This window comes from Nitrosomonas sp. Nm34 (assembly GCF_900113925.1).
Taxonomy (GTDB): Bacteria; Pseudomonadota; Gammaproteobacteria; order Burkholderiales; family Nitrosomonadaceae; genus Nitrosomonas.
In genome coordinates, this window is record NZ_FORD01000003.1 from 76,382 (window position 1) to 90,269 (window position 13,888).

The following is a 13,888-nucleotide window of genomic DNA, read 5'->3' on the forward strand; positions in this document are numbered from 1 at the left end:
ATTCTCCTTTTATGACTACAAGTGACTGACAGAACGGGCCAAACGTCAGGATGTATTTTTTATCAATAATTAACCAATCGTTGTGCTTCTATACTGCTCAGGTTGCAGAACTTTACATTGATTTTTCTGCCTCTACCAGGCGCTTGATATTCTGAACGGTACGTTCAGCCCCATCTTTTATAGCAGAACGAACTAATCCCTCGAAAGGCCGCATGACAACTAACAATTCCAGCAACTCAAAAGAAAACGTCAGCTTAGTAGATCCCTCAGGATTCATATCCTGCAATTCATAGGTACAGCGAAAGGGATCAGACACACCGGCCAATACCAAGCGTACACCCGGTTCAAAAGTAAAAATTTTGAAGCGTGATTCGCTGCGGCGCCCCATATCAAGACGCACTTGCCGCCCAAGCGTACCCAGTTGTACTGGACCGGGCGTGAGCTGCTCAAGCTCTTGAACTTCCGGCGACCATTTTGGATAATTCTGGAACAGATCCTCACCCAGATATTTGAATAGATCTTTCGTCGAACATTCCACTAAAGTGGAAGCTCTTCCTATGATCGGCTCTGTAGAGCCCAAGTTGAGCATGTTACCTAAATTGAACATGTTACAAGAGTTCCTTCTGCCTGGTTGATATCCGACTCAGCATCTGCGAAGAATGAAATTCCGCTAAAATGAAGCTTCGCTAACAGATTTGTTCATAACTTTTCAGCCAATTTCTTGACGATGAGCCTAGACCTTAAACGAATCAGAGATCAGTTTCAAGTTCTTCGTATAAAAATATTGCTTGAATCAGCTCGCTCGCACCACCAGTTCGTGCTTAGTATAAATAACTAAAACTTTATTCCTGAACCTCTTGATAGCTTATGATATGGAAACTGAAAAAGTGGTGGCGAAACTATATCTTCCAGCATGAACCGATCGCTGAAGCCATCTGGCAGAAAGTGCTAGCACGCTTGCACTTTCTGCAAGGATTGACCCAGCCTGAAATCCTACAGTTGCGGCGATGGACGACCATTTTCTTGCACGACAAGAAAATAAATGGTGCGCAGGGTCTCATCGTCACCGAAGAAATGCGCGTAATGATCGCGATCCAGGCCTGTATGCTGATTTTGGAACTTGATCTGGACTATTATCGCAACTGGCTGGAAATCATCGTCTATCCAGGAGAATTCATTCTTGATTATGAATATACCGATGAAATGGGCATCGTTCACGCTGTACACATGGCCGCATCAGGCGAATCATGGCTTGCTGGACCCGTCATTCTTTCGTGGGAAGATGTCAACAATACCAATAATAAACAGGGATATAATGTGGTAATACATGAGTTTGCACATAAGCTGGATATGTTGAATGGGACGGCCAATGGTTGCCCTCCCCTGCATAGGAATATGGATCCACGCGCCTGGGCTGCGGCCTTTACGCAAGCTTTTGAGGCTTGCTGTAATCAGCTCGATAAAGGAGATGAGCTGGTTATCGATCCTTATGCCGCGACCAGTCCGGCAGAATTCTTTGCAGTCATGAGTGAAGCTTTTTTTGTCAAGCCATATGCAATACAGCAATATTTTCCTCAAGTCTATCAGCAATTGTCTGCCTTCTATCGCCAGAACCCAGCGATGCGGTGGCCAACGGGAGTTAACTTGTGAACAACTATTTTATTTATGGTGATATCGGTGGCACCAAGACACTATTGCGTGCAGAAGTAGCTGACGGTAACAAAACGGATTTATGTTACGAACGGCGCTATGACAGCCAAGCTTATGCTGATTTCGACACGATACTCGCCGATTTTTTGGACAAAGCGGAACTGAATCAAGCCGGCCACTTTCCAATATCAGCTTGTTTTGGAATAGCAGGCCCAATCGTGTCACAACGAGCCAAACTGACCAATCTGCCATGGTTGATGGACGCATCCGCTCTTGCGGTCAAATTTTCTATTCCCAAGGTAAAGCTGATCAATGATTTCGAAGCGATCGCATTAGGTATTGAAAAGTTATCCCTGAATGATCTGGCAGCGCTGCAATGGGGAATCGCAGAGAAGCAAGCAATGCGGGTAGTATTAGGCGCGGGTACCGGTATGGGGGTTGCCTGGCTTCATTGGCAAGGCGATCGTTATATTCCGTTATCCACAGAAGGAGGGCATATTGAGTTTGCCCCTGCCACCTCCTTGCAGATGGAATTACTGGATTATCTGATGAAAAAATTTGATCATGTCTCGGTCGAGCGGGTTCTTTCAGGACCAGGACTGACCAATATCTTCAACTTCCTGCAAAGCGACCCAACCAGATTTCCCGGCATCACCGCTGAGGAATATAAGGAGGACAGCGGCGCCATCATCACTCAGCTGGCCTATGAGCAACAACACCCGATTGCACTGCAAGCATTGGAGTTGTTTGTTGAAATTTATGGTGCCTACGCCGGTAATCTGGCACTGTTGGGATTATGTCGGGGCGGCGTGTATATTGCTGGCGGGATTGCACCCAAAATCATCGACACCTTGTTGACGGGTAATTTCATGCATGCTTTCCGCCACAAAGGGCGGTACTCAGAAATGATGAGCGAGATCCCGGTTCATGTCATCATGAACCCGCAAGTGGGCTTACTGGGCGCTGGTCTCGAAGCGCAGCGATTGATAAAGACCAGTACTTGATTAGTCAATTCGGTCACTTTAAACCGGTATGGAAAAATGTATTCGAGGCAACAGACGCGCAGGCAGACCGACAAAGAATCAGATTGGGTTTGGAAAAAAACACATGATTAAAAAGATATAGCAATATGGATAGTTATGAAGCATTAATGGCCACTTTGGCGCTCACCATGGGCGCATCGTGGGCAAGCGGTATTAATTTGTATGCCGTCATGCTGGTGCTGGGTCTTGGCGGCGCCACAGACAATATCAGCTTACCAGCCGAACTCAGCGTGATAGAAAATCCACTGGTAATCGGGGCAGCGGCAGTGATGTATATGGTCCAGTTTTTTATCGATAAAATACCCGGTCTGGATAGCGCCTGGGACACCCTGCACACTTTTGTCCGCATCCCTGCAGGCGCCATGTTGGCAGCCGGTACGGTGGGTGATGTGTCTCCCGCAATGGAAATCGCCGCGGGCATTCTGGGCGGTGGTGTCGCCGCTACCAGTCACGCCACCAAGACGGGCACCCGCTTGATGCTCAATACCTCACCCGAACCGGTCACAAACTGGTCTGCCTCCATCAGCGAAGATTTGTTGGTGTTAGGCGGCTTATGGACTGCATTGAACCATCCCATATTATTCCTGATCCTGCTTGTTATTTTTATCGGCCTCGCTATCTGGCTATTGCCCAAATTGTGGAAATTTATTAGAGGAGTGTTACTCAGAATAGGTAAATTCTTTGGAATGACAAACGCTAGCGCTACTGAAACTGGTCATGGCGCTGCGTCATTTACTGAAAGCAAGCATGAGGGCAAATAGAGTTCTCAAAATCTGGAGAGTGCTTCTTGGATGCACTTCGTGCACTCTTCCATGGTAAATATCATTTCATTCAAATAGCATTGTCTGGTGAGACTCATGAAATATAAAGTGAGTAGAAACAGCCTCCTGCTTCAAGTTTACTGTGCTTTACCCGTAAATTTATTCTTCGATAATTTATTTGAAGGCCTGAAGCGATTTTTCCCAGCAACCTTTAGAAGGCGAAGGAACTTTGGACACTCGAAATGACTGGGGGCGCTACACACCGCTGCATGCCGGAGACTGTCCCGCATAGAAGTTAATTCTTTTATTTTTCTGTCCAATTCGTCAGCCTTTATTAACAGCAGTTCCCTATTAATTTCAGGCCCCTGAGGGGTAAACATTTCCAAAATCTCTTCAAGTGAGAACCCGGCGCTACGGGCCAATGAAATCAGTGCCAGCCTCTGCAGAACATCAGCATGAAATAGCCGCCGCAAACCACTGCGGCCATAAGACTGAATAAGCCCTTTCTCTTCGTAATATCGTAATGTCGAGGCCGGTAACCCCGATGCCTTAGCGATCTCGGAAATGTCCACGTGGACTCCTATTAAACCACTTGACTTAAAGTCAACTTGAACTTGTATCCTACTTTACTACACCACTTAAAACAACATTCAAGTTGGTTTTCTGGTAACGAATAAATTGAAAATATAAGGAGATAATATGGAAGCAAATTACTGGCGTCAAAGATGGGAACGGGGTGAAATTGGTTTTCATGAAAGCGAGGTTAATCCGGCGTTGGTTGAGAATTTGAATAGGTTGAACCTGGCAAAGGGAGCAAGACTCTTCCTGCCTTTGTGCGGCAAAACGCTTGACATTGCCTGGTTGCTTGCACAGGGCTATCGAATTGTTGGTGCAGAGCTGAGTGCGTTTGCAATAAACGAACTGTTTGCAGCGCTGGATTTAGTGCCGGAAATCACCCCAGCCGGAACGCTGACGCGTTACAGCTCAACAAATATCGATATCTGGGGTGGCGACATATTTGATTTATCTAGCAGCATGCTCGGCGCAGTTGATGCCATCTATGACAGAGCGGCTTTAGTAGCACTGCCAGAGCACATGCGCAACCGATATGCGGCACATCTGATAGCGCTTACTCATGCAGCTCCGCAGTTGCTGATCACCTATGAATATGATCAACGCTTATATGATGGCCCGCCATTTTCAGTTCCGGAAGAAGAATTGAAACAACATTATGGCGGAACTTATCAGCTGAAACAGGTGACACAAGACCAAATCGCAGGTGGCCTCAAGGGGAAAGTGGAGGCAGCAACCGTTACATGGCTTCTCCAAAGGAACAAGCCATGACTGCAGTTCATATGCTGAGCATTGAATGGCTTCTGTTATACGCCGCCTTAGGCGTCTTAGTTGGTTTTATGGCGGGGTTATTAGGTGTGAGTGGTGGCGGAATACTGGTTCCGCTGCTGGCACCTTTATTCGGTTACCAGGAGATTGGCACAGGCCACACTGTCCATTTGGCGCTAGGGACAGCGTTGACATGTATGATTATTACCTCAGCAGTAAGCACCTGGGCACACAGTGCGAGGGGAGCCGTAGAGTGGAAAATAGTTGGCGGCATGACATTGGGGATTCTTGTAGGTGCTTGTGCGGCCACTCATATTGCCGCCAAAGTCAATATGGCTTATATGGCGTTGTTTTTTGCCTTGTTTATGGGGCTTGTGGCGGTGCAAATATTTATTGGATGGCAACCTAAGCCCAGCAAAAAACCAATGAAACATCATACATTGATAAGCGTTGGTATGAGTATCGGTGCTATTTCCGCGCTGGCTGCGGTGGGCGGCAGCTTGCTTACCATTCTTTATCTGAGCTATAAAAATACTGAGTTTAAAAAAGCCATTGGCACCTCAGCAGTCATTGGCTTTCCGATTGCTATTGCGGGCGCGGCTGGCTATATGATAGGTGGCTGGTCTGCAACATCGGACATCCCTTACACGGTTGGCTACGTTTACACCCCTGCATTTATCACTATATCTATCACCAGTATTATTGCTGCTCCTGTTGGCGTGCGTTTGTCGCACAACTTGACAGCAGCGTATTTGAAAAAAATATTCGCGGTTATCTCATTATTACTGAGTATAAAAATGTTCTTGTCAGTTGCTTGGTACTAGCTTATAAATAGGTAGAGTGGGGTCAAGCTGTGACAAGAAAAATGATTTTATACTACAGACTACATTGTCAAGACCACTCCGTTTAGTGCCGCAGAGAGCAATAAGCGAAGCCATATTGCGGCCCCATGACAAAGTTTAACATTCGGCGCAATACGCTTCGCTATTACGCCCTACACGAGCTACTATTGCTTACAAAAACAGGTATATACAGCCAGCGAAAAACTGGAGGATTTTATAAATTGCACCAAACGACGATTAGGGCTATTCTTCGCAAAAACAAAAATTATTGGTGCCGGATCTTGCTCTTCCTGTGTAGATACATGTAATTTTACTTACACATCGCAATTATTCCATGATGTGGAAAATAAAATGAAGAAACAAATTTTACATATTGCCCAACAAATCCCTCTATTTGGATCTGTCTTTGCTTTTCGATTTATAGTTCTAAAGAAAGCTTTATCCCAATTAATTGTGGTGTGGACTCTTTCTTCTCTCCCTATCATTTTTACTATCGTTGAATCAGTGTTTTTCGAAGAAAAATCTTTTAATATTGCTTTGTTAAATACTTTGAATGTGACAGTTTTGTTTATCTATACCGCTGCATTCTTAGCACCTGTAATTTGGTTATGTATTGATAGAGTTGTATATCCAAAAACACAAAAAGCGTTTCCAGGGATCATTTGGATCTTTTTAACAGCCTTTATTTTCTTACTATTTTCAGCTTGGGGATTTGATAATTCAAAATTTCGCCTTAATGAAATTTGGCAAGAAGTAACACTGACAATTTATTTCTTATCGTTATATTTTTGGTTCTTAACAATCGCAGATAGTTGCAATGCTGACTTTGATTTTGTTTCTAATGCGCGTGAACAAGAAATAGATTTTGTTAAGAAAGTAACAAATGGATAAAAATAAGATGTCAAAAAAAAATTCTAGAATAGAGATAAATGTCCTTAAGGCTAAACAGCCTATCGGTGATTTTTTTGTAGCATCAATGAAGCCAGATGAATTGGTGGATATTTCTTTTGCAGACATACGTAGGATTGAAGAAAGAGATATTGAAAAATACCTCGGGATTCAGAGGCCTCTCAATAAAACTAGAGTCAAACAGATAAAAGAATATATCCAAGGAAAAGAAGCTACGTTTCCAACGTCAATTATTTTAGCTGTAGATGAAAAATGTGCAGAATATAACGAAGAAAACCAGATTTTAACTCTTTATCCTTATGAGGCGGATGAGGAAAGCAATGAAGAGTCAATTGAATTTAGAAAAATAGCTAAAGTTTTAGATGGTCAACACAGAATTGCTGGATTTTTAGATGATAATGACAACTATTCTTTAAATATTGGCAGAACTTTTGAACTTAATGTTTCAATTTTTGTTGGGATTGATGTTTCAGAACAAGCTAACATTTTTGCTACAGTTAATTTAGCTCAAACTAAAGTAAACAAAAGCTTGGTCTATGACCTTGAAGAATTATCAAAAATACGTAGTCCCCATAAAACATGCCATCTCATCGCGGTGGCGCTCGATGCCGATCCAGAAAGCCCATTACACCAGAGAATTAAGCGCCTGGGCGTAGCAACACCGGGAAGAGAATTTGAACCCCTTACACAGGCAACTGTTGTTGAGTCATTGGTAAAATTTTTATCACCAGATCCTTTCCAAGATAGAAGGCAGCTTTTAGAAGGTCATAGATTACAAAAAGTCGATATTGATCATCTACGAAAGTTTCCTTTTAGAAATTTGTTTATAGATGGAAATGACGAAGCTATATACAAAATACTGTTTAATTTCTTTAAAGCAGTCGAAAATAAATGGCCAACCGCTTGGAATGAGTTGCAACGAAAAGGAAACCTATTGCCAAAATCTAATGCGTTTAATGCACTTATGAAGTTTCTAAAAAATAATGTTTATTTAGAACTGGCAGGAAACAACATTGGAACTATTCCATCTCAAAATGAATTTGCAAATTTTTTTCATAACATTGGTTTAGCTGACGAAGATTTTAATACTCGTAATTTTTCTCCTGGCAGTGGTGGTCAATCTGCATTTTACAAACTGTTAACAGGACAATTATCGAAAGAGGATTTTTTTAAAGATCAGTCTTAAATTATAAATTGCTACTCATGGTCGCACCTTCTGCGCACTTCATCAAAAATAAACAAGATAGTACTCTCGGGACAGCTACTCGCGGCCTGCATCACCTTTATGTCATCTTTTTCATAACATTTAAAACTTCTTATGTTTTACAATAGATAAATCTCCAAAAAACTGGGCTCCCAAAAAATTGGGTTCTGGTTGTGAATAAAAAATAAGCACAATACAACACTTCAGCAAATTCAATGGACCAAGTCTTACCACTTTTAAGTGTCTATGATTTAAACCGTGGATTCAAATTCAAAGTGCAACTTTTTGAAAGTTGAATTAATTGGAAATTATGCTGAATAAATGTAAGGCCTAAGTTTTTCGCTCGAGCACCACAAAATGGTATTTCAGTTTGCTTCCATCTTCTAACCTATGGATCTCACGTGAGGATTCATACCATTCATTCCGATCAAATTCAGGAAAAAAAGTATCACCCTCAAAATCCTGCTGTATCTCAGTAAGATAGATACGCTGGCAATACGCCAATGTCTGCTGGTAAAGTTCTGCGCCGCCGATGATGAAGATTTCCTTATCCTGATAAGGCAAACAGGCTGCTAATGCTTCTTCAATCGAGCCAGTTACTATCGCACCCGCGACTGAAAAGGCTGGCTGCCTAGTGACGATAATATTGATACGCCCTGGTAGCGGCCTGCCGATGGATTCATAGGTTTTTCGCCCCATGATGAGGATTTGCCCCATGGTAAGCGCTTTAAAGCGTTTGAGGTCGGCTGACAGATGCCAGGGAAGCGCATTATTTCGACCGATGACGTGATTAGTGGCCATGGCTACCAGAATGGATAAACGCTGTGTTGTCATACGGCCACCGGAGCTTTAATGGCTGGATGGGGATCGTAATTATCCAGCATAAAATCGTCATAATCAAAAGCAAAAATATCTTTGACTAATGGATTGAGCCGCATGTTGGGCAGCTTTCTTGGCTCACGCCCTAACTGTTCCCGCGCCTGCTCAAGATGGTTCAGGTAGAGATGCGCATCGCCAAACGAATGCACAAAATCACCCGGCTTTAACTTACAAACTTGCGCCATCATCAGGGTGAGCAAGGCATAAGAAGCAATATTAAACGGCACCCCGAGAAAAATATCTGCGCTGCGCTGGTAAAGCTGGCAGGAGAGCTTGTCATCGGCCACATAAAACTGAAACAGCACATGGCAGGGCGCCAGCTTCATTTTATCCAGATCATTCACATTCCAGGCAGAAACAATCATGCGCCTGGAATCAGGGGTATGACTGATTTGCTCGACCACCTGTGAGATCTGATCAATTGAATCTCCCCCGGGGCTTGACCAGGAGCGCCATTGATGACCATAAATGGGACCAAGATCACCGTCTGCATTCGCCCATTCATCCCAGATGGAGACCCCCTTTTCTTTTAGATAGGTTATGTTGGTGTCACCTCGCAGGAACCAGAGTAATTCGTGAATAATGGATTTGACATGACACTTCTTAGTCGTGACCAGCGGAAAACCCCGTGCCAGATCAAAACGCATCTGATAGCCAAAAATAGAGAGCGTGCCGGTACCAGTGCGATCCGATTTTTGATGACCGTGCTCGAGCACATGCCGCATAAGTTCAAGATATTGATGCATGAAAAATTAATAAATAATGCAGTAATAAAAAAACCATGCTAAATATCGCTAGGATAGCAGATATAATAGCGCAAACTATAATGGCAGGAATTCTAATGCTCGCAACACTTTTACAAAATAACGTACCGATTGATGAATCTGTTAAAGCCACGCATATTCTGGCGCTCCTTCCCAAGCTGGAAAAACTGCCCAGCAAAATGAATTTGCCTGGCGAATATGCGCTCAAGGCATTACTGCTTCGGCGCGAGATGCAGTTATCTGAGATTAGCGAAATACCTGTCTGTGCCAATTTGCAGAATGGTACGCTCTGCACCTGGGTGATGGTGGATTTTAATAAATCTGTTTTTGAACAGCACACCGTGATTCGCAAAGCGCTGCAACTGCTATTGGAAGAGGGACCCACTCAGATTCATTTATCGGTTCATGGCAATGCTCATCAAAGACAGCTCTTGGCAAAATTAGCCGTCTATGTCACTTGGATCAATGGTGCGGTTTTACCGGTACGCAAACTGAGAGCTGAGAGAAAATCGCTCGAGTCGATCATTTTACATGGACATGAAGACCCTGACCATTTCTTGCTGTTACGCGCTCAGGCTGAAGGAAATTTGCTCGCGCGCGGATTGACCGGATTGCCGCCCAATGAGTTAACGCCCAAAACCTATCGCGAGCAGATCGAAAAGCTTGCCCATAATGAAAACTGGAAGTATGAGGAATATGACCTGGCCGCCTTACGCAAGCTGGGTGCCGGTGCTTTTGTAGCGGTAGCCCAAGGCAGTGATACCGAAGATGCGGCCATCGTCCATCTACAACGAAGCAATGGAAAAAAATCAGGCAATACCGTCGCGCTGGTCGGAAAAGGCATTTGCTATGACACCGGTGGACATAATCTGAAACCTGCGCGTTTCATGCATGGCATGCATGAGGATATGAACGGGTCAGCGGTTGCACTCGGCGTATTACTCGCCGCAACACGAGCTGATTTACCTATTAATATCGATTGCTGGCTGGCGATTGCACAAAATCATATTAGTCCCCGTGCTTATAAGCAAAATGACGTCATCACGGCGTTAAATGGGACCACGATAGAAATTATCCATACTGACGCGGAAGGCCGCTTGGTGCTTGCTGATACGTTGACTTTGGCAGAAAAACAAAAACCCGATTTGATGATCGATTTCGCCACCTTAACAGGTAGCCTTTATACTGCGTTGGGGTCACGTTATAGCGGCATCTTCAGTAACCGCGAACATCTGATTCAGAAAGCGCTCGCTGTGGGAAAATCAAGTGGTGAACGCGTTTGTGCTTTTCCTATGGATGCTGATTACGAAGCTGATCTGGAAAGCAAAATCGCGGATATCAAACAATGCACATTGGATAGCGATTATGACCATATCCTGGCAGCCCGTTTCCTCAGCCGGTTTATTGACGATGTGCCCTGGCTCCACATGGATCTTTCCGCCTGTCATCATAAAGGTGGCCTGGGGGCTGTGGGGACCGATATCACTGGCTTTGGCGTTGCCTGGTCCATCGCCTTTCTGCAAAAGTTTCTTACCAACTAATGGGAGCTCATTCTTCTAAGAATGTTCAATAAATGCATCTTATTGAATGACTCATCTGAAGATGAGTACCCGATCGATAGAAAGACGTTCGCTATTAGCTATCCTATAATTTGATTTCTTTTATCCCAGCTTCCCCGCGCCTGTCAGTAGTGTATAACATCTCACTTTCCTGACAGGCTATCTAATTCCATTTCTAAATCAAAATTGGCTTTGTCGGCTTCACCTTGCCGTACTGTTTTTGATTTTGAAATGGAATAAGTAATCTGATTAATTCAATGGCGAGTAAGTATTATACTTATCCCTCTCGTTATTTTGTGCCAGATAATTTTTTTCTCCTTCCCTCTTCTTGCTGCGAGGAACTAATAAAATCTGTCCCTTCCTCACAATGCCATTTTCAGCAATACCATTGATCTCTGCAAGTTCAGCCACATCGATGGCGTACCGATTGGATAAACCCTCAATTGTTTCCGCCTCTTTCACCCGATAAATTCGCCATGACACGAGCGATTTATCGTAATTTTCCAGATTATCCACAAAAGTTTTTGCCTTATTGACTGGCAATAGAAGCTTGCGGGGTACATCGTCAATTTTGATAACCGGCCGATGGTAAGCTGGATTAAGTGCAGTAAATTCATTTTCCGTTACATCCGCCAGCTCAGCTGCCAACTTCACATCGATTTGCTGATTAATTTCAACTTGTTCGAAATAGGGCCGGTTAGGAAGCGGTTTTAGCTTAATCCCAAAATTTTCTGGATTAGCAATAATATTCTTTATTGCAAATATCTTAGCCACATGGTTTTTGGTTTCAGTGGGTAACTGAAGGTCACGAAAATTAATAGGCTCCTTTTCTTTATAATTTTCATCGATATATCTTTTTACTATGCCCTCTCCACAATTATAGGCAGCTAAAGTCAATTTCCAGTCACCAAACATTTTATAAAGCCTCTGCAGATAGTCCAAGGCAGCGCGTGTAGCGGCCACGACATCGCGTCGTTCATCATGCCACCAGTTTTGTTCAAGCCCGAATGCTTTCCCAGTAGAGGGAATAATCTGCCAGAGACCTGATGCCTGCTTAGGAGAGTGGGCGAGTGGATCAAAAGCACTTTCGATAATAGGAATCAGTGCAACCTCCATGGGCATGCCACGCCGTTCCACTTCTTCCACAATATGGAATAGATAGCGTCTGCTCCGCTCAACGATTTGATCGATATACTTTTGATGGCGGGCAAAACGATTTTCGTTATGGCTTACTTCCTGGCCTCGCATGCTTGCAAGAGAAAATCCATTGCGGATACGTGCCCATAAATCATTTGAACGTTTATTTGAAGAGGCGACTGTTTTCTTTATTTCCGAGGTATGGCCTTTTTTATTATTTCCTAAAGATTCCTGTGCTTGTGTCGTAGATGGTAGGAAAGCCAGTATGGTACTAACTATAAGTATAACTATGAGATTTGGTAAGATTTTTTTTCTTAGCATGAGTGTCGTTCATCCTTAATTTTCAAAATAATCAATATCTCTGAAAATTCAGATTCGATCATGCCTACCTTATACGCAGCCTTATTCTCTGAGATTTCTTTCGAATCACTCAGTTAGCTGCGTGTCTGGCAGACAAGTGGCTACATCATTGCTTTTTGCGCTTACTTCTAAAGTATTAATGAATCTATAACTTATAGAGCCTTAAATTTCAAAAACGCTATCCAGCAAATTTACTTTTATTTGCTGTTAGCGCTAATCCCAGCTCAATACACCACCCGTTTGATATTCAATGACACGTGTCTCAAAAAAATTCTTTTCTTTCTTTAGATCAACCATTTCCGACATCCAGGGAAATGGATTGCCCGCGTCTGAAAAGAGAGTATCAAGGCCAATTTGCTGGCATCGACGGTTTGCTATAAAACGCAGATATTCTTTGAACATGGATGCATTGAGTCCCAGTACACCACGGGGCATTGTGTCTTCTGCATAGCGGTATTCAAGCTCTACTGCTGTCCGCATCAACGTGCTGATTTCTTCGCGGAACGCTTTCGTCCAGAGGTGAGGATTTTCCAGCTTGATCTGATTGATGACATCAATGCCAAAATTGCAATGCATGGATTCATCCCGCAAAATATATTGGTATTGTTCAGCAGCACCTGTCATTTTATTTTGCCTGCCCAGCGCCAGAATTTGGGTGAATCCCACATAGAAAAACAGTCCTTCCATGATGCAGGCAAATACAATCAGACTCTTCAGCAATTGCTGATCAGTTTCTGATGTGCCTGTTTTAAATTTGGGATCGGTCAAGGTATCGATGAAAGGAATCAAAAATTCATCTTTATCACGAATTGATCCAATCTCATGATACGCATTAAAAACTTCACCTTCATCCAGGCCGAGTGATTCCACGATATATTGATAGGCATGGGTATGAATGGCTTCCTCAAAAGCCTGACGCAAAAGGTATTGACGACATTCAGGGTTAGTAATATGACGATAAGTGCCCAGCACAATATTATTTGCTGCCAATGAATCAGCTGTCACAAAAAAACCAAGGTTACGCTTGACGACACGCCGCTCATCTTCAGTCAATCCATTAGGATCTTTCCAGAGTGCGATATCACGGCTCATATTGATTTCCTGCGGCATCCAGTGATTGGCGCAAGCTGACAGATATTTCTCCCATGCCCATTTATACTTGAACGGAACCAGCTGATTGACATCGGCCTTGCAATTGATAATGCGTTTATCTTCTACCGAGATGCGGCCATTTTTTGTTACATTTTGGTTCGGTATCTCATTCGGTATCTCAAGGTGATGTTCTGTCGCTGCATTGCTTGCAGCAGGAGAATACAAAACGGAATCGGATATTCCACTTAACAGGCCTTTTTTGGGAATACTTTCTGGTTGCAGTGGCTCATCATCAAATGTCAACATTATCTTTTCTCCTTATCTTTATATAGTTGCATCCCTGCATT

General features: G+C 43.4%; 14 protein-coding genes. 8 read left to right on the forward strand and 6 right to left on the reverse strand.

The window, feature by feature from the left end:
- Positions 1-112 precede the first annotated feature (112 nt).
- A complete protein-coding gene (locus BM283_RS02265) occupies positions 113-607 on the reverse strand; it encodes an SRPBCC family protein (RefSeq protein ID WP_090688713.1) in 495 nt (164 codons plus the stop codon).
- A gap of 260 nt (positions 608-867) precedes the next feature.
- On the opposite strand from BM283_RS02265, the gene BM283_RS02270 reads away from it, so the two are divergent.
- The 3 genes from BM283_RS02270 to BM283_RS02280 all read left to right on the forward strand — a co-directional run bounded on the left by BM283_RS02270 (position 868) and on the right by BM283_RS02280 (position 3,454).
- A complete protein-coding gene (locus BM283_RS02270; protein ID WP_090688716.1) occupies positions 868-1,650 on the forward strand; it encodes a M90 family metallopeptidase in 783 nt (260 codons plus the stop codon).
- On the forward strand, positions 1,647-2,654 hold the full coding sequence (locus BM283_RS02275; protein WP_090688719.1) for a glucokinase: 1,008 nt from the start codon (positions 1,647-1,649) through the stop codon (positions 2,652-2,654). The genes BM283_RS02270 and BM283_RS02275 overlap by 4 nt, the downstream gene beginning before the upstream one ends.
- 125 nt (positions 2,655-2,779) lie before the next feature.
- Positions 2,780-3,454 carry a DUF4126 domain-containing protein gene (locus BM283_RS02280; RefSeq protein ID WP_090688724.1) on the forward strand — a complete coding sequence of 225 codons (675 nt, stop codon included), beginning with the start codon at positions 2,780-2,782 and terminating at the stop codon, positions 3,452-3,454.
- Between the two features lie 137 nt (positions 3,455-3,591).
- On the opposite strand, the gene BM283_RS02285 is transcribed toward BM283_RS02280, so the two are convergent.
- Positions 3,592-4,026, reverse strand: a complete 435-nt coding sequence (locus BM283_RS02285) for a helix-turn-helix domain-containing protein (protein WP_090688728.1) — start codon at positions 4,024-4,026, stop codon at positions 3,592-3,594.
- A 127-nt stretch (positions 4,027-4,153) separates the two neighbouring features.
- Between BM283_RS02285 and tmpT the strand changes: the two genes are divergently transcribed.
- From tmpT to BM283_RS02305, 4 genes are all read left to right on the forward strand, one after another.
- Positions 4,154-4,798 (forward strand): thiopurine S-methyltransferase, encoded by a 645-nt coding sequence (tmpT, locus tag BM283_RS02290; protein ID WP_090688732.1) that lies wholly within the window; start codon positions 4,154-4,156, stop codon positions 4,796-4,798.
- Entirely contained in the window at positions 4,795-5,619 is an 825-nt protein-coding gene (locus tag BM283_RS02295) for a sulfite exporter TauE/SafE family protein (RefSeq protein ID WP_254776101.1), read from the forward strand. The genes tmpT and BM283_RS02295 overlap by 4 nt, the downstream gene beginning before the upstream one ends.
- A gap of 369 nt (positions 5,620-5,988) precedes the next feature.
- On the forward strand, positions 5,989-6,528 hold the full coding sequence (locus BM283_RS02300) for a hypothetical protein (RefSeq protein ID WP_090688736.1): 540 nt from the start codon (positions 5,989-5,991) through the stop codon (positions 6,526-6,528).
- On the forward strand, positions 6,521-7,732 hold the full coding sequence (locus BM283_RS02305; protein ID WP_217646416.1) for a DGQHR domain-containing protein: 1,212 nt from the start codon (positions 6,521-6,523) through the stop codon (positions 7,730-7,732). The genes BM283_RS02300 and BM283_RS02305 overlap by 8 nt, the downstream gene beginning before the upstream one ends.
- A gap of 348 nt (positions 7,733-8,080) precedes the next feature.
- Here the strand turns inward: BM283_RS02305 and BM283_RS02310 are convergent, their stop codons facing one another.
- Complete coding sequence (locus BM283_RS02310; RefSeq protein ID WP_090688739.1) at positions 8,081-8,584, reverse strand: dihydrofolate reductase; 504 nt, start codon at positions 8,582-8,584, stop codon at positions 8,081-8,083.
- Positions 8,581-9,375, reverse strand: coding sequence for a thymidylate synthase (locus tag BM283_RS02315; protein ID WP_090688744.1), 795 nt, complete (start codon positions 9,373-9,375; stop codon positions 8,581-8,583). Before BM283_RS02315 ends, BM283_RS02310 begins: the two co-directional genes overlap by 4 nt.
- A gap of 95 nt (positions 9,376-9,470) precedes the next feature.
- On the opposite strand from BM283_RS02315, the gene BM283_RS02320 reads away from it, so the two are divergent.
- Positions 9,471-10,934 (forward strand): M17 family metallopeptidase, encoded by a 1,464-nt coding sequence (locus tag BM283_RS02320; RefSeq protein WP_090688946.1) that lies wholly within the window; start codon positions 9,471-9,473, stop codon positions 10,932-10,934.
- 267 nt (positions 10,935-11,201) lie between these two features.
- Here the strand turns inward: BM283_RS02320 and BM283_RS02325 are convergent, their stop codons facing one another.
- Together BM283_RS02325 and BM283_RS02330 are read right to left on the reverse strand one after the other, a co-directional pair.
- Positions 11,202-12,410 carry a transglycosylase SLT domain-containing protein gene (locus BM283_RS02325; protein WP_090688748.1) on the reverse strand — a complete coding sequence of 403 codons (1,209 nt, stop codon included), beginning with the start codon at positions 12,408-12,410 and terminating at the stop codon, positions 11,202-11,204.
- A gap of 252 nt (positions 12,411-12,662) precedes the next feature.
- Positions 12,663-13,847, reverse strand: a complete 1,185-nt coding sequence (locus BM283_RS02330; protein WP_090688751.1) for a ribonucleotide-diphosphate reductase subunit beta — start codon at positions 13,845-13,847, stop codon at positions 12,663-12,665.
- Positions 13,848-13,888: the final 41 nt, after the last annotated feature.

Coding starts and splice junctions, on each gene's coding strand:
- BM283_RS02265 (WP_090688713.1), bottom strand. CDS start 607: ATGTTCAATTTAGGTAACATGCTCAACTTGGGCTCTACAGAGCCGATC.
- BM283_RS02270 (WP_090688716.1), top strand. CDS start 868: ATGATATGGAAACTGAAAAAGTGGTGGCGAAACTATATCTTCCAGCAT.
- BM283_RS02280 (WP_090688724.1), top strand. CDS start 2,780: ATGGATAGTTATGAAGCATTAATGGCCACTTTGGCGCTCACCATGGGC.
- tmpT (WP_090688732.1), top strand. CDS start 4,154: ATGGAAGCAAATTACTGGCGTCAAAGATGGGAACGGGGTGAAATTGGT.
- BM283_RS02295 (WP_254776101.1), top strand. CDS start 4,795: ATGACTGCAGTTCATATGCTGAGCATTGAATGGCTTCTGTTATACGCC.
- BM283_RS02300 (WP_090688736.1), top strand. CDS start 5,989: ATGAAGAAACAAATTTTACATATTGCCCAACAAATCCCTCTATTTGGA.
- BM283_RS02305 (WP_217646416.1), top strand. CDS start 6,521: ATGGATAAAAATAAGATGTCAAAAAAAAATTCTAGAATAGAGATAAAT.
- BM283_RS02310 (WP_090688739.1), bottom strand. CDS start 8,584: ATGACAACACAGCGTTTATCCATTCTGGTAGCCATGGCCACTAATCAC.
- BM283_RS02315 (WP_090688744.1), bottom strand. CDS start 9,375: ATGCATCAATATCTTGAACTTATGCGGCATGTGCTCGAGCACGGTCAT.
- BM283_RS02320 (WP_090688946.1), top strand. CDS start 9,471: ATGCTCGCAACACTTTTACAAAATAACGTACCGATTGATGAATCTGTT.
- BM283_RS02325 (WP_090688748.1), bottom strand. CDS start 12,410: ATGCTAAGAAAAAAAATCTTACCAAATCTCATAGTTATACTTATAGTT.
- BM283_RS02330 (WP_090688751.1), bottom strand. CDS start 13,847: ATGTTGACATTTGATGATGAGCCACTGCAACCAGAAAGTATTCCCAAA.